The organism is Sporosarcina highlanderae (genome assembly GCF_030433715.1).
GTDB classification, from domain to species: Bacteria; Bacillota; Bacilli; order Bacillales_A; family Planococcaceae; genus Sporosarcina; species Sporosarcina highlanderae.
The window spans coordinates 374,685-389,329 of sequence record NZ_JAROCC010000001.1 but is presented as its reverse complement, the minus strand read 5'-3'; the positions used below and the strand labels follow the sequence as shown (position 1 = coordinate 389,329).

General features: G+C 44.7%; 15 protein-coding genes. 10 read left to right on the top strand and 5 right to left on the bottom strand.

The genetic code is table 11. The features are described from left to right. Positions 1-4 precede the first annotated feature (4 nt). The 5 genes from P5G49_RS01785 to P5G49_RS01765 all read right to left on the bottom strand — a co-directional run bounded on the left by P5G49_RS01785 (position 5) and on the right by P5G49_RS01765 (position 3,436). Positions 5-637: a response regulator transcription factor gene (locus P5G49_RS01785; protein WP_301241749.1), complete on the bottom strand. Its 633-nt coding sequence runs from the start codon at positions 635-637 to the stop codon at positions 5-7. Next, positions 612-1,658 carry a sensor histidine kinase gene (locus P5G49_RS01780; RefSeq protein WP_301241748.1) on the bottom strand — a complete coding sequence of 349 codons (1,047 nt, stop codon included), beginning with the start codon at positions 1,656-1,658 and terminating at the stop codon, positions 612-614. Before P5G49_RS01780 ends, P5G49_RS01785 begins: the two co-directional genes overlap by 26 nt. Beyond that, a complete protein-coding gene (liaF, locus tag P5G49_RS01775) occupies positions 1,655-2,356 on the bottom strand; it encodes a cell wall-active antibiotics response protein LiaF (protein WP_301241747.1) in 702 nt (233 codons plus the stop codon). Before liaF ends, P5G49_RS01780 begins: the two co-directional genes overlap by 4 nt. 74 nt (positions 2,357-2,430) lie before the next feature. Continuing rightward, complete coding sequence (locus tag P5G49_RS01770; protein WP_301241746.1) at positions 2,431-3,069, bottom strand: PspA/IM30 family protein; 639 nt, start codon at positions 3,067-3,069, stop codon at positions 2,431-2,433. Between the two features lie 13 nt (positions 3,070-3,082). Further along, on the bottom strand, positions 3,083-3,436 hold the full coding sequence (locus P5G49_RS01765) for a lmo0954 family membrane protein (protein WP_301241745.1): 354 nt from the start codon (positions 3,434-3,436) through the stop codon (positions 3,083-3,085). A gap of 200 nt (positions 3,437-3,636) precedes the next feature. On the opposite strand from P5G49_RS01765, the gene P5G49_RS01760 reads away from it, so the two are divergent. The 10 genes from P5G49_RS01760 to P5G49_RS01715 all read left to right on the top strand — a co-directional run bounded on the left by P5G49_RS01760 (position 3,637) and on the right by P5G49_RS01715 (position 14,565). Beyond that, positions 3,637-4,791, top strand: a complete 1,155-nt coding sequence (locus tag P5G49_RS01760) for a thiolase family protein (protein WP_301241744.1) — start codon at positions 3,637-3,639, stop codon at positions 4,789-4,791. Positions 4,792-4,826: 35 nt separating this feature from the next. Beyond that, positions 4,827-5,591 carry a 3-hydroxyacyl-CoA dehydrogenase gene (locus P5G49_RS01755; protein WP_435877167.1) on the top strand — a complete coding sequence of 255 codons (765 nt, stop codon included), beginning with the start codon at positions 4,827-4,829 and terminating at the stop codon, positions 5,589-5,591. Between the two features lie 15 nt (positions 5,592-5,606). Continuing rightward, on the top strand, positions 5,607-6,755 hold the full coding sequence (locus tag P5G49_RS01750) for an acyl-CoA dehydrogenase family protein (RefSeq protein WP_301241743.1): 1,149 nt from the start codon (positions 5,607-5,609) through the stop codon (positions 6,753-6,755). Positions 6,756-6,872: 117 nt separating this feature from the next. Continuing rightward, entirely contained in the window at positions 6,873-8,495 is a 1,623-nt protein-coding gene (locus tag P5G49_RS01745; protein ID WP_301241742.1) for a long-chain fatty acid--CoA ligase, read from the top strand. Between the two features lie 169 nt (positions 8,496-8,664). Further along, positions 8,665-9,948: a DUF4139 domain-containing protein gene (locus P5G49_RS01740; protein WP_301241741.1), complete on the top strand. Its 1,284-nt coding sequence runs from the start codon at positions 8,665-8,667 to the stop codon at positions 9,946-9,948. A 400-nt stretch (positions 9,949-10,348) separates the two neighbouring features. After that, positions 10,349-10,960: a DedA family protein gene (locus tag P5G49_RS01735; protein ID WP_301241740.1), complete on the top strand. Its 612-nt coding sequence runs from the start codon at positions 10,349-10,351 to the stop codon at positions 10,958-10,960. Between the two features lie 7 nt (positions 10,961-10,967). Next, positions 10,968-11,795, top strand: coding sequence for an undecaprenyl-diphosphate phosphatase (locus tag P5G49_RS01730; RefSeq protein WP_301241739.1), 828 nt, complete (start codon positions 10,968-10,970; stop codon positions 11,793-11,795). A 98-nt stretch (positions 11,796-11,893) separates the two neighbouring features. Next, a complete protein-coding gene (locus P5G49_RS01725) occupies positions 11,894-12,589 on the top strand; it encodes a response regulator transcription factor (protein ID WP_301241738.1) in 696 nt (231 codons plus the stop codon). Next, positions 12,586-13,950 carry a HAMP domain-containing sensor histidine kinase gene (locus P5G49_RS01720; RefSeq protein WP_301241737.1) on the top strand — a complete coding sequence of 455 codons (1,365 nt, stop codon included), beginning with the start codon at positions 12,586-12,588 and terminating at the stop codon, positions 13,948-13,950. The genes P5G49_RS01725 and P5G49_RS01720 overlap by 4 nt, the downstream gene beginning before the upstream one ends. Before the next feature lie 39 nt (positions 13,951-13,989). Continuing rightward, positions 13,990-14,565: a PepSY domain-containing protein gene (locus tag P5G49_RS01715; protein ID WP_301241736.1), complete on the top strand. Its 576-nt coding sequence runs from the start codon at positions 13,990-13,992 to the stop codon at positions 14,563-14,565. Positions 14,566-14,645: the final 80 nt, after the last annotated feature.

Sequence of the window (14,645 nt, the reverse complement as noted above, 5' to 3'; positions counted from 1 at the left end):
TTTTTTATTCGACCAAATTATTCTTAAACGCATAAATAACCGCCTGGGTCCGGTCCTGCACTTCAAGTTTTGATAATAAATTACTCACATGCGTTTTTACCGTCTTCAACGCAATGAACAGCTCATCCGCAATCTCCTGGTTCGTTTTCCCTTTTGCAAGTAAAAGAAGGATCTCAAGCTCTCTTTCCGTCAAATCATCATGCAATCGATGCGAATTGCCGGTCCTCATTTTCTGCATCATTTTCGACGTCACTTCAGGCTCCAAAACGGTCTGCCCCTTCAATGTGTCACGGATGGCTTCGGCAATCCTTTTCGCATTCGATGTTTTCAATATGTAGCTGATCGCACCAGCTTCAAGGGCAGGATACACTTTGTCGTCATCTAAGAAACTGGTGACAATAACGATTTTCGCTTCCGGCCATTGCTTGATGATCGCCGCAGTCGCCTCCGCGCCGTTCATTTCCGGCATTACCATATCCATTAAAATGATATCAGGCCGTAACGCAAGCGCCTTTTCCACAGCCTCTTTTCCATTGACTGCCTCATCGACGACTTCCATATCCGGCTGTGTCTGCAAATAAGCGGAAACGCCGATTCGCACCATCTCATGATCATCCACTAATAGAATCCGAATCACCCAACCCATCCCCCTTTTTCGTCGGCAATTTCACTTCCACAATCGTCCCCTGTGAAGGTACTGAAACGATTTTGCACGTACCACCAATTTCAATTGCCCGCTCTTTTACATTCTGCAATCCATATGAACCGCCTTTACTATCGGTTTCCTGGAAGCCAACACCATTATCCTGTACGCGGAAAATAGCTAACCCATCCCGTTCGACGAAAAGGACATCGACTTCCGTCGCCTGTGCGTGACGCAATGTATTCGATAAAGTCTCTTGCGCAATGCGGAATAAATGGTCCTCTGCACCTTTCGACAGCGACACCTCTTCTAATCGGTACTTGATATCGAACGAAACCTTCTCTTTTAATTCGACTAATAACTCCTCAAGACCTTCCGCAAGCGATTTATCATTTAAGGCGGCTGGCCGCAAATGAAGCAACAATGCACGCATCTCAAGTTGTGCCTGCTGCACCATGCGCTCCACTTGCAAAAGTGGTTTCTCGACAGCCTTTTCATGCTCCTGCTCATTGATCGCAGACATAAGCATTGATGCCGCAAAAAGCTGCTGCGAAACGGAATCATGAAGTTCCCGGGCAAGACGCTGACGTTCCTGAACAATTCGTTCTTGTATCAACTTATCCTGCGCTTCGGCCCGTTCATCGGTTATGCGCTGCAAGCTTTTACGCTGAGTCGTGATTATATTGGAGACGTCCTCAAGTGTTCTATCAATCTTCGGCGAAAACTTTTTATTGAATTTGACCGGTTCTTCATTTTGAATTAAAACCGTCAATTGCTGCTCAAACGCTTTTTCCGTGGAACGTCCGATGCTTCCCATCCAAATGGCTATCCAACTGGCTAACGCTATGCATGTGAAAATAATCCACACGCCTAAAGGGACGTTTGCATACTGGACTTTAAAAAAGAGAAGCCATACTTCATTCAAAGGTGCATCAATGATTAAATAGAAGTAAAGTGCTGTAATGGCGATGAAAATTAGTGTTAGAGAGAGGCTGCGTCCGAATAGGTTCTTCATTTTCGCACCACCTCGATATCACCAATCCACGTCGCAAGGGAAATGATCAACTCCGCACGGTCACCGATTTCACCATCATAGCCATCCTTGAAATGGAGTGTCTCGTTAAGCATACGCTTTGGACTTAAATCAAGAATCCGGGCTTCCCCAAATAGCGTGTTGTAATGGATGCGCACCGGAATTTCATAAGGCAAGTCAATTTTAACCCGCCCAAATCCTTGTCGTATGGAAATGAAAGATGTCCCTTTTGGCAGAACGGTGTCTGTTACATCCACATGAATATCCCCGAAGAACCCTTGTATCTGGATATCCTCCCATTCATAAGCAGAGAAGGGAGAAGTTTGCGCTGAAAACCATTTATTTTTCCAAATGCCATTCGGCGTCGCCTGTTTAAACTCCTTCAACGGACGCATGATCTGCTCGGCCGGAACGCCTTTCCATAGATGGAATAGCACATAGACAAAAGCCGTGAACAGCAGCATGCGCAAACTCCACAACGTCAACAAAGCCATAATTATGAAAACAATTCCTAAAAAAGTCATCCATTTCGAACGCTTTTTAAAACCGTAATAAATAAATCCGGCACCAAGAAGGAGGAAAATGAAATTACCGTTAGTCAGAAATGTAGTTTCTATAAAAATAAGAAAAAGAAATGCGGCAACCCAAAATATCACCTTATTCGTTTCTAACTTCTTCACATTAATTCCCCCTTCTTGATGTAGATTAAAGAGGGAAGGCAGGGCCTTCCCTTTGAAGTATTCTCTTCTATAGTTTACACAATCTCAACGTTTTTTGCGGCATTTTTCTCAAGTAATTCCAATCTACGCTCCATTGAGGAGGATTCGTACTCGCGGTTAATCTCCCCACCGAGGCTTTCGATATAGGAATTCATTTCCTCGACACTACTAACTTGCTTATCACCATTTTCAGGTGAGATGAACTTATCCATACGGCGATGGGCGCGTGTGACATTTTCTTTCCCCATCAATTGAAGCTGACGCACTTTCATGTCCTTCACTTTATGTTTCATTTCCTCGAATTTCCGTTCTAAGTTGAACAGTTCCTTCGAAGCTTCCGCAATGCTTGTCGCTAAATCAGCAGCGCGCGTTTCATATGCACGAATTTCATCCTGCGCGAACGCGATAAGATCTTCCTCGCCTGTTGACTCTGCGAGCGACAATTGGTTGCGGCGTTTCTCCAACATTGCTTTCGCTTCTGCATATTCCTTTTCGAGCGCAAGCTTCAATTTCCCTTGACGTTCCAAAAGTTTTCCGACCGCTCCTGTTTGCTTCTCTGCTTCTTTCACGTATTGATTCAACATTGCAATTGGATTTTTCGATTCCTTCTTGTCGAGCACTGTATGCAAATCGGCTTGCACAGTGTATTTAATTCTGTTCCATAATGTGTTCATAATAGCTTCCTCCTTATTTTGTAATTTCATCCCACTGGCGTTCGAAATTGACGAACGGATCGTCGGAATACTCAGCGTCGATTACATTATCGTTTTTATTTTCATTCCACTTGCGCCATACATAATAGACACCTAACAAAGCAATGATGCCGATGAACGCTGGAATGTTTGTAACAGCTGTCAACAAACCGATAACAAGCACTGTTCCCCAGAACAATTTCAGGAATGTCGAATCACTCTTCCTGTAATAATGAACCCCCGCAAAAGCGATCAATGCGGAAATCGCTAGCCCTAAAATCGATCCTAAGTTTGCAAGAACAACGATAGCCGCCACAATGCCAATTATCGCTAAACCAAATTTTTTCATATTGTTGTTCCTCCTTTCGTTGTATCTACATCATACAATCGATTCCAACTCGTCCAAACGGCCGCAATGCGGATATTCATCTAAGACTTGAGGCTGATTCTCTACACAGACCAACAAATTCCGCGGTGGAAATTGATAACGCATTCCTGTAAGCTATAACTATATGAACTATCAATCAATTCAGAGAATGGGGTGCGGATATGAGAGAAGTTGTCATCGTAGAAGGTGTTCGGACTGCGGTCGCCAGACGAAAAGGCGGTTTTTCGGACTATCGACCGGACGAACTTGCTGCAGTCGTCCTTGAAGAATTAATGAATAGAGCAGGAATCGAGAAAAGTGAAGTGGAAGACGTCATTTTAGGGTGTGTCACGCAGACGGGCGAGCAAGGAGGAAATATTGCAAGGACCGCAGCGTTGATCGCCGGATTCCCGGTTCATGTGCCGGGCGTAACAATTGACCGCCAATGCGGCTCAAGTCAACAAGCAGTACATTTCGCTTCACAAGCAATTGCTGCGGGAGATATGGATATCGTCATTGCCGGCGGTGTTGAAAGCATGACGAGAGCACCTATGTTTTCAAATATGGGAGACGCAAAACCAAGCCCGAAGCTGACCGAAAAACATGAAATCATCAACCAAGGATTATCCGCTGAACGCATTGCGGGAAAATGGGGAATGTCACGTGAAGAACTTGATCGTTATGCGCACGAAAGCCATCAGAAGGCGATAAATGCCATTGAGAAAGGTAAATTCGATGCCGAAGTCGTGCCGGTTGTTGTGAATCGCGTCGATGGTACAGTTGAAACCGTTGCGAGAGACGAGGGCCCGCGTCCAGATTCCACACTCGAAACACTTGCTGGATTAAAAACAGTATTTGACGAAAATGGAGTCATTACCGCAGGAAACGCCAGTCAAATGAGTGACGGTGCCTCAGCAGTTTTGCTTATGTCGAAAGAAAAGGCAGTAGAACTCGGGTTAAAGCCACTTGCCCGGGTTGTCGCACGTTCGGTAGTCGGCTCTGACCCGACATTGATGTTGACTGGACCAATTGAAGCGACAAAGAAGGTGCTGTCCAAAGCGGCTCTTTCTATAGAAGATATGGATATATATGAAGTGAATGAAGCATTCGCTCCAGTACCGCTTGCGTGGCTGAAAGAAACGGGCGCGAATCCTAAGAAACTCAATCCGAACGGCGGTGCTATTGCACTTGGCCATCCACTTGGTGCAACGGGCACAAAGCTTCTTATATCAATGGTGAATGAACTTAAGCGCACGGGCGGTCGATATGGATTGCTTGCGATTTGCGAAGGAATGGGCATGGCGAACGCGACGATTATTGAAAGAATAGAGCAGTGAGATAGTTGCTATGAAGGGGATGTGGAGTGGTGGAAATGCAAAATATCGTAGCGATCGTAACAGGCGGAGCATCCGGATTAGGGGAGGCTACAACAAGAAGAATCGTTTCCAACGGCGGGAAGGTAGCCATTTTTGATTTGAATGAAGAACGGGGTCAGACGCTTGTAAATGAGCTTGGGGGAAATCATGTTTTATTCATGAAAACGAATGTAGCGAGCGCGGAAAATGTAGAAGGAAATGTGGCGGAGGTCGTCTCCGCATTCGGAAAAGTGAATGCGGTCGTAAATTGCGCAGGGATTGCGACACCAGGAAAAGTGGTTTCGAAAGGCGGACCAATGGCGCTTGAACGATTTGAACAGATCATCCAAGTGAATTTGGTCGGTACGTTCAATGTGATCCGGGTTGTGGCAGCAGCCATGATGGAAAACGAACCGAATGAGGATGGTGAGCGCGGAGTCATCGTCAATACGGCTTCTGTGGCGGCATTCGAAGGACAAATCGGGCAAGCGGCATATAGTGCTTCAAAAGGTGGTGTCGTTGGAATGACATTACCGATTGCAAGGGAATTTGCACCATATGGGATTCGTGTTATGACAATTGCACCGGGTCTTGTCGAGACGCCTTTATTCGCGGGGCTACCTGAACCGGCTCAAAATGCGCTCGTGGATATGACGCTTTTCCCGAAACGGCTTGGTCGGCCGGATGAGTATGCGAAATTAGTCGAAAGCATTTTCACGAACCCGCTGCTGAACGGTGAAGTGATCAGGCTGGACGGCGCTATCCGGATGCAACCGAAATAAGTAGGAGGTAATTCAATGGCACGCTATCGATTTGAAACAGATGAACATGTCCTATTCAGATCTACACTTCGGAAATTCCTTTTAAAAGAAGCGGCCCCGTTTTACGATGAATGGGAAAAGAAACGGCTCGTTCCTGTCAGTTTTTGGCGGAAGCTTGGAGAAATGGGATTCCTCTGTCCACAAGTGGAAGAACAATACGGTGGCCTCGGACTCGACTTCAGCTATGGTGTCATCATTGGAGAAGAGATGGAGCGTATCGGGGCCGGCTTGACAGGTGTCGGTCTTCATAATGACATCGTCGTTCCATATATTGAATCCTTCGGATCGGATGAGCAGAAGAAACGTTGGTTGCCCGGCTGTATTTCGGCGGATTGGATAACCGGTGTAGCTATGACGGAACCAGGGACGGGTTCGGATCTTGCGAGTATCAAGACGACTGCCATTAAAGACGGTGATCATTATATCGTCAATGGTCAAAAGACCTTCATTACGAATGGGGTGAACGGGAATTTATTCTTAGTCGTCGTAAAGACGAATCCTCAGGCAGAGCCGAAGCATCGCGGCATTAGTTTGCTGATAATCGAAGAAGGCACACAAGGATTTACAAAAGGAAGGAAGCTCGACAAGGTCGGCATGCATTCGCAGGATACCGCTGAGCTTTATTTCGAAAACTGCAGGGTGCCTGCCGCAAATCTGATTGGTGTAGAAGGTAAAGGTTTCAGCTATTTGATGGAGAAGCTTCAGCAGGAAAGGCTGATCGTTGCACTATCGGCTCAAACTGCATCGGAGGATATGCTTGAAATGACGCTTGACTATGTGAAGTCGCGGGAGGCGTTCGGGAAACCGATCGGCTCATTCCAAAACACGCAGTTCAAGCTTGCGGAAATTGCAACGAAAATCGAACTTGGGAAAACGTTTCTTGAATCCCTCATTGAGGACCATTTAGACGGAAAGGATGTCGTGACGAAGGTTTCCATGGCAAAGTATTGGATCACCGAAACGGCACGCGAAATATCCGCGGAGTGCATGCAACTTCACGGAGGCTATGGATATATGGAGGAGTACAAGATTGCAAGAAGGTATCGCGATATTCCGGTTGCCTCGATTTACGCAGGGACAAATGAAATCATGAAAGTGATCATCGCGAAAAATTTGGGATTGTGAGATGGGAATAACCGGACGATTAGGCACATAGGATTATGGGGGACAAAAGTGCCTGTCCGGCTAAAGATGGTTGTACAGGCTTCACACAATAAAAGCGCAAAAGGGGAGCGGTTTTAAATGATGCAAACACCATTATTACTGTCGTCGTTCATTAAAAGAGCTGAGCAATTCTTTCCGAACAAACTTGTTATCTCGCGCACTTCGGCAGACACAATCCACCGCATACCGTACCGGGAATGGGCGAAACGGACGAGGAAATTATCGAATGCCCTAACGAAGCTTGGGATGAAGCACGGAACGAAAGTAGGGACATTCGGCTGGAATCATCATAGGCATCTTGAAGCTTATTTTGGTGTGCCGAGTACGGGGGCTATCCTTCACATGGTCAATATCCGTTTGTCGCCTGAGCATCTCGCTTATGTGATCAACCACGCGGAAGATGAAATCATGCTTGTGGATGATAACCTGTTTCCGCATTTTGAAAAGCTTGCGCCATTGCTGAAGACGGTGAAGCATATTGTCATCATGGGCGATAGTATGGACGTACCCGAAACTTCACTAAAAAATGTTTACTCCTATGAAGCTTTGTTAGCAGAGGCGTCCGATGAATACGACTATCCTGAGGATTTGGATGAAAACACGCCAGCTGGGATGTGTTATACATCCGCAACGACAGGCTATCCAAAAGGTGTCGTCTATTCACATCGAGGACTTGTTTTGCATAGTTATGCGCTTGGTTTGGCAGATGCGATGGGAATGCGGGAAGGCGATGTCATTCTGCCTGTCGTCCCGATGTTCCATGTTAACGCATGGGGCATGCCGTTTGCTGCAGTTTTCTTCGGCACTACACAAGTGTTGCCAGGGCCAGGATTCACTCCGCAGCTCTTATTGGATTTGATTGAACGGGAAAAAGTGACGCTTACAGCGGGTGTGCCGACGATTTGGTTGGCGATGTTGAAGGAGCAGGAGCAAAATCCACGGGACCTTTCTTCGCTTCGCGGAATTGTGAGTGGCGGCTCGGCATCTCCGAAAGGTTTAATCCGCGCGTTCGAAGAGAAGTTAGGTGTTCCTTTCTACGTCGGATATGGAATGACAGAAACTTCGCCGCTTGTCAGCTTGTCGGTTTACACGTCTGGAATGGAAGAGTTGTCGATGGACGAACGAATCGATATTCGCGCGTTGCAAGGGTTGATCATGCCGGGGCTTGAAGTGAAAGTTGTCAATGAAGACGGAGAAGTTCCATGGGATGGCAAGACGATGGGCGAGCTTGCGGTGCGCGGACCTTGGATTGCAAGCGAGTATTATAAGGATGACCGGACGGATGAGGCGTTCCGCGATGGCTGGCTTTACACTGGGGATATCGCAGTCATGACGGATATCGGCTATTTGAAGTTGATGGATCGAACGAAAGATTTGATAAAGAGTGGCGGCGAGTGGATTTCATCCGTCGATTTGGAAAACGCTCTGATGACGCATCCGGATGTATTCGAAGCGGCGGTCATTGCTATTCCGCATGAAAAATGGCAGGAACGTCCGCTTGCATGCGTTGTGTTGAAAGACGGAAAAGCTGCGGATGATGCGAAGAAAGCTGAGCTACTTGCTTATTTGGATGGCCAATTTGCCAAGTGGTGGGTTCCGGACGATGTTGTTTTCTTGGATGAGATTCCGAAGACATCCGTCGGCAAGTTCTTGAAAGCTACATTGCGTGAGCAATTGAAAGGGCATGAGATGGGCGTGTGAGCATTTGGAGAAGTAGGGCGGGGGATTGATTGAATCCTTTCCCTGCTTTTTTTAGTGGCAAAGTTTTTCGCGACATCAGCTTTAATTCCGGCAGAACAGGGAATAGCGTATATTGAGCATACTTATTGGAGAGTTTACAGAAATGAGCATTCAACAAGGAGGTTCAATAATGCCGATTCGAATTCCGAAATCTACCACTGCGTCCTGTTCCCTGACTGTCTATAGTGATGGCTTTGCACTTGTGAAAGATACGCGCTCAATTCCGCAGGTTCAAAAAGATGATTGGGTTCATTTTATTGGAGTGTCAAAAAGGTTAGATCAGGATTCTGTCATCGTGGAAGGGGCCGACGTATCGGAGCTTATCTATGAGTATGATTTGATGGATGAGTTGAGGATCTATGAAAGGTATCTCGGTCGTCAATTAATTATGAAAGACCCTTTTTCAAAAGGGGATCGCAAATACACACTTTTGCGTGCAAACGGTCCGGTTGTCATGCAAGATGTTGAAACGAATGAACTCATCATCAATCCAAGAGGTGAAATTCGATTTCCTGAAATTGAAGGAGGAAATCACATAGAGCCGACGCTTGTATGGCAAGTCAAGGAGCAAAGGAGTGAAGAAGTGTGCGTATCCTACTTGACGGGAGGTGTTTCGTGGAAGGCAGATTACGTCATTTCTTTGCACGGTGACCAATTTGACCTTTCGGGATGGCTGACGATGAAAAATTATTCCGGTGTCTCTTTCAATGATGCAAAGCTTCGGCTCATTTCAGGAAAGCTTAGCAAGGCCGGCAATGAGACTGAAGAAAAAAGTAAAGAGTTATCCAAGAATGAAAAACCAAAGGCAGATGCTTTTTCAGATTTTCATACGTACTCCTATCCAAGACCAATAGACCTTGAAGATCGGCAACAGAAACAACTACGGCTTCTATCTTCGACCAAATCACAAGCACGAATGGTTTATGAAATAAACGAACAGACATCGAATCCGGATATTTTCATCGAATTCGACAATACAGTGGAAAATGGACTTGGATTTCCGTTGCCCACTGGCGTATTCAAAATGTACCGGACAAGTTCGCAGGATGGAAGTGCCGAATTTATCGGCGAATACCGTATCAAGCATACGGAAGTGGGCGAAAAGGTCCGCTTGAAGTCGGGCGAGGCATGCGATATTAAAGTGAACAGCAAAAAGTCCGGTAAGTATAAAGAAGGCGGCTATGAATACACCGAATATGAATATACAATTTGCAATACAAAAGAGGTTCCAGTCGAAGCGGTAATTCGTCAACAGATTCCCGGACACTTGTGGACTGTGGATGAATCAACACATGAATGGAATAAAAAGCGTGATAAGATCCTACTTCCTGTACATGTCCCTGTGAATAAAGAGGAAACAGTGAAATTCACAATCCGTCATGACCGGTCTGCAAGAAGAACAATTGGTTTTTAATAATAATATTGCCGTTTAAACGGGTAATTCCTCCATTTGACACAAAGCTGTTCATTAACCGTGTTAAAACAAGGTTTTAAAAATAATAAACGCGTTCACCATTAAAATCTTTCAAAATGGTGGGCGCTTTTTTGTTCCGAAATTATTAACATGTGGATAGTTTTTGCTACAAAGTACCAACTTTTCAGAAATTATCAACATATCAACCTTTTTATCCACATGAAACAGTGAATAAGTTGCCGTTTTTACCGTTATCCACAATTACTCATATTCGATCATAACATGACGTACAATCTATGAGCGTTTGAAACTTCGGAATGCAAGTTGCCGTCCTGATTTTAGGTGTTTCACGATAGACGGAGTTAAATTGAAACAATTAGCCTGAACAAGGAAGTGTACCATGGAGAATTGGATAATGGAGTATATTGGGGAGCATGGTTATTTCGGTGTCTGCTTTTTATTGCTGTTGGAAAATATATTCCCTCCAATACCATCTGAAATTATTTTGACATTTAGTGGATTTATGACTGGTTATACAACAATGACGAAAACGGGCGTCATCATTGCTGCAACAATTGGTTCGGTTGTTGGCGCGATGGTTCTTTACAGTATCGGGCTGTTCCTCGATGTGGAAAGACTGGAGAAGATTGTCGAGAAGTATGGACGCTGGCTACGTTTGAGCAAAAAAGATTTGCGGCGGGCAGAGGGATGGTTTGATAAATACGGACCGTGGACAGTTTTTTTCTGCCGTCTTGTCCCTCTTGTGCGCAGTCTAATTTCCGTACCGGCAGGTATGTCGCATATGAATTTTCCTCTTTTTATTTTACTAACAACAATTGGAAGCTTCATTTGGAATGCAATTCTTGTTACAATAGGATTTAAAGTCGGTGAAAATTGGGAATCAATCATCCACTATATGGATGTCTATTCAATGATCGTTTATGTGGTGTTAGCAACAAGCGGTATTGTGGTTTGTCTTGGATACATCCGCTTCCGCAGAAAGAGGGCTTAAGGAACTTATGGAATTATTTGATCTGATTAAAGCGTTAATACTTGGTTTTGTAGAAGGGATGACGGAGTTTGCACCGGTATCCTCGACAGGTCACCTTATCATCGTGGATGATATGTGGCTGAAAACGGAAGAGTTTCTTGGCAAATATCCTGCAAACACGTTTAAAATCGTCATTCAATTGGGATCGATTTTAGCCGTTGTCGTTGTGTTTTGGAAGAGGTTGCTCAGTTTGGTTGGACTTTATAAAGTCGACGGGAAAAAGATGACCAAACGGTTTAATCTATTGCATGTCATTGTCGGCATGCTGCCAGCTGTTATTTTAGGTTTTGCGTTCAAGGACTTTATTGACGACCATTTATTCGGCGTGAAAACGGTGATTTTCGCACTTGTCGCGGGAGCTATCCTCATGCTTGTAGCGGATAAATTCGGTCCGAAACGGCCAAAAGTTCAATCATTGGATCAGATAACATATCGTCAGGCATTCACTGTTGGCCTCGTCCAATGCTTGTCGTTATGGCCAGGTTTTTCACGATCAGGTGCAACGATTTCCGGTGGTGTCCTATTCGGCATGAATCATAGAACAGCGGCGGACTTCACGTTCATAATGGCAGTTCCAATCATGGCGGGGGCAAGTTTAGTGTCTGTGTTGAAAAACTGGGAATACATGTCGATGGATTATATTTCATTCTACGTAGTTGGATTTATAAGCGCATTCGTATTCTCGCTCATTTCAATCCGCTTCTTCTTGAAATTAATTTCGAAAGTGAAGCTTGTTCCATTCGCTTTATACAGAATCTTTTTGGCAATCGTTCTTGCAGCAATCGTATTTTTATAGTGAATTTAAACGATCCTATATAAGGGATCGTTTTTTTCATATCAATAGTCGTGTCTTTGGAACATCTGATAGAATGAGGAAAAAAGGCGGTGTTGTGCTTGGGTGAGCATATTTTAATTGTTGAGGATGAGGAATTAATCGCACGTGTCTTGCAATTGGAGCTCGAGTTTGAAGGATATTCAGTCGACACTGCCCATACAGGTACGGATGGCCTTATCAAATTCCGAGAAAAGGATTGGGATCTTGTATTGCTCGACCTAATGCTACCGGGGATGAACGGCTTGGATGTGCTAAGAAGGATTAGAGCGACGGAATGCGGTACGCCTGTTATTTTATTGACTGCGAAAAGCGACGTAGAAGATAAGGTGACTGGCCTTGACCTAGGGGCGAATGATTATGTGACAAAGCCCTTCGAGATTGATGAACTGCTTGCACGTATCCGGTCGGCTATTCGGACAACCAAGAAGAAAATGGCTGTCAAAGATGAGTTCCTCCATGTATTCGGAGATTTATCCGTTCATGAACAGTCGCGAGAAGTGAAGCGCGATGGGAACTTGATTGATTTAACGCCAAGGGAATACGACCTCTTGCTTCACCTGATCCGCCATCCGAATCAAGTCCTATCGCGTGAGCAGCTGCTTGACGCTGTATGGGGATATGACTATTTCGGCGATACCAATGTGGTGGATGTCTATATCCGTTATGTGCGAAAAAAAATTGACCGCCCTGATGAGCCGTCTCTTATTCAAACCGTGCGTGGCGTCGGCTATGCCTTGAAGGAAATTGCTTCATGAAATTAAAACAAAAAATCCACGTGTTTTCTACATTGTTAATGTTCATTATTCTCATATTGGCGAATCTCGTCATATATTTCCTGTTCGAAAGGATGTCTCACGATACTGAATACCAGCAATTGGTTGGCCGTTCAAAGGAATTGACTGCGGCATTGAGCGATTTGGAGACGGAGATGGATGCTGGTATTCTATTGCGTGCGTTCGTTCCTGCCAATGGGGCTGTTTCAATTGTCGACAGTAAAAACAAATCGCTTATCAATGTCCAATCTGTCGAAGGGTTGGGTAAGATCAATGACCAAATAAAGCCCGAACAATCATACCTGATCGGATCAATGAATGGGGTTGAATCATTATCCATTTCTGTGCCGATCATCTGGCCGACAGGGGAAGTCGTCACGTTGCAAATGACGCAGTTGCTGACAGACGTCGAGGCTAATAAGAGGGTGCTGAAATATGTACTGATCGGCGTGACGATATTTGCAATGGTTCCAATCATTTTTTCCAGTATGACATTAGGGAAAATTGTCACACAGCCAATTGAAAAGCTTATTTCAGCAATGAATCTTAACAGGCAGTCCGGAGCGTATGAAAAAATGACCGGCAATGTGAATGGGAAAGATGAGCTTGCACAAATGGAACGGATGTTCAATGAAATGATGGAGCAGCTTGAACAGAATTTCAGGAAACAGGAGCAGTTTGTTTCGAATGCCTCCCACGAATTAAAAACGCCGTTGACAGTAATCGAAAGCTATACAAGGTTATTGGCAAGACGAGGATTTGATAATCGTGAAGTGGTGGATGAAGCATTGACTGCCGTCATATCGGAAACCGGAAGAATGAAGGATATGATCGAGCAAATGCTTGATTTGGCGAAAAGCGGCGAAGCACAAACAGTTGAATTTACAGAAGTCAATTTGAATCAATTACTTGAGGGCGTCGTGAAGCCATTACGCCAAGCGTATGGCAGGGAAATCATTATCGAAGCCGATCGCAAATTGATTGTTGAAACGGACGGAAAGTTCGTGAAGCAATTGTTATTCATTCTTCTTGATAATGCGAGGAAATATAGTGAGCAGGAGATTATCGCATCCATTTATGAGCGGGAAAATGATGTGGAAGTATCGATAAAGGATTATGGTAAAGGAATTCCTCATGTGGATCTACCGCATATATTTGATCGGTTTTATCGCGTTGATTCCGATAGAAGCCGGAAGACGGGCGGCACCGGTTTGGGTCTTTCCATTGCGAAGGAGATTGCGGATGGGTTAGGTGCAACATTGACAATCGATAGTGTCGTTGACAAGGGCACTGTAGCCCGGTTTTTCATACCGAAAAAGGGGAAGACTCTCAGGGATTTTTAATGTTAGCTTGTTAAAATGATGGAAAGGAGGATTTTTTGCATGGATATATGGAAAAAGCCTTGGTTCATTCCAATCGTTTTGACGATTGCCATTGTTATTGCTGGCCAGCTATATACGTCAGGCAAGCTTACGAAAGCAGAAACCTTAACGAAACAGGAGATACAATCACAATTAGAGACGATTTATAAAGGAGCCGTAAGTAAGATTGTTTTAGATGGCTCACTCTATCATGCGAAAATAGTGAGGGACGGCTCGGAATATGCGGTGAAGGTTGAAGCGGATACAGGGAAGGTTCTTTCGCTCATTCAAACGAAAGAAACAACCCAATCTGATCTCGTCGTAAATGATGAGCAAACACCCGAAGAAAAACCGTCCACTCCTGCGAACGAGAAAAAAACAGTGCTTATTTCAGAAAAACAAGCGGCACACATCGGGATGTCGCAATTGCCATTAGGAATGAGCGGTGAAGTGGATGATATCGATTTCGTCAAAACGACAGATGGTGGGTACTATTTAGTCCAAATCAACATTGATACTGAAGATGACTTGGACGAAGTCACGTATCAAATCCATGCGATATCCGGTAAAGTGCTGACTGTCACGTGGGATGACTGATTTTTCAATTGACCATTCTCATCAATTTCTAATGTTCCTCTCAAGATACTCTAATTTTCACGGAGTACTATGAAGATAAG

Excerpts from the sequence above, each read along its gene's own strand:
- P5G49_RS01735 (WP_301241740.1), top strand. The coding sequence starts at position 10,349 with ATGGAGAATTGGATAATGGAGTATATTGGGGAGCATGGTTATTTCGGT.
- P5G49_RS01715 (WP_301241736.1), top strand. The coding sequence starts at position 13,990 with ATGGATATATGGAAAAAGCCTTGGTTCATTCCAATCGTTTTGACGATT.
- P5G49_RS01780 (WP_301241748.1), bottom strand. The coding sequence starts at position 1,658 with ATGAAGAACCTATTCGGACGCAGCCTCTCTCTAACACTAATTTTCATC.
- P5G49_RS01760 (WP_301241744.1), top strand. The coding sequence starts at position 3,637 with ATGAGAGAAGTTGTCATCGTAGAAGGTGTTCGGACTGCGGTCGCCAGA.
- P5G49_RS01770 (WP_301241746.1), bottom strand. The coding sequence starts at position 3,069 with ATGAACACATTATGGAACAGAATTAAATACACTGTGCAAGCCGATTTG.
- P5G49_RS01765 (WP_301241745.1), bottom strand. The coding sequence starts at position 3,436 with ATGAAAAAATTTGGTTTAGCGATAATTGGCATTGTGGCGGCTATCGTT.
- P5G49_RS01750 (WP_301241743.1), top strand. The coding sequence starts at position 5,607 with ATGGCACGCTATCGATTTGAAACAGATGAACATGTCCTATTCAGATCT.
- P5G49_RS01720 (WP_301241737.1), top strand. The coding sequence starts at position 12,586 with ATGAAATTAAAACAAAAAATCCACGTGTTTTCTACATTGTTAATGTTC.
- P5G49_RS01755 (WP_435877167.1), top strand. The coding sequence starts at position 4,827 with ATGCAAAATATCGTAGCGATCGTAACAGGCGGAGCATCCGGATTAGGG.
- P5G49_RS01745 (WP_301241742.1), top strand. The coding sequence starts at position 6,873 with ATGATGCAAACACCATTATTACTGTCGTCGTTCATTAAAAGAGCTGAG.
- P5G49_RS01740 (WP_301241741.1), top strand. The coding sequence starts at position 8,665 with ATGCCGATTCGAATTCCGAAATCTACCACTGCGTCCTGTTCCCTGACT.
- P5G49_RS01730 (WP_301241739.1), top strand. The coding sequence starts at position 10,968 with ATGGAATTATTTGATCTGATTAAAGCGTTAATACTTGGTTTTGTAGAA.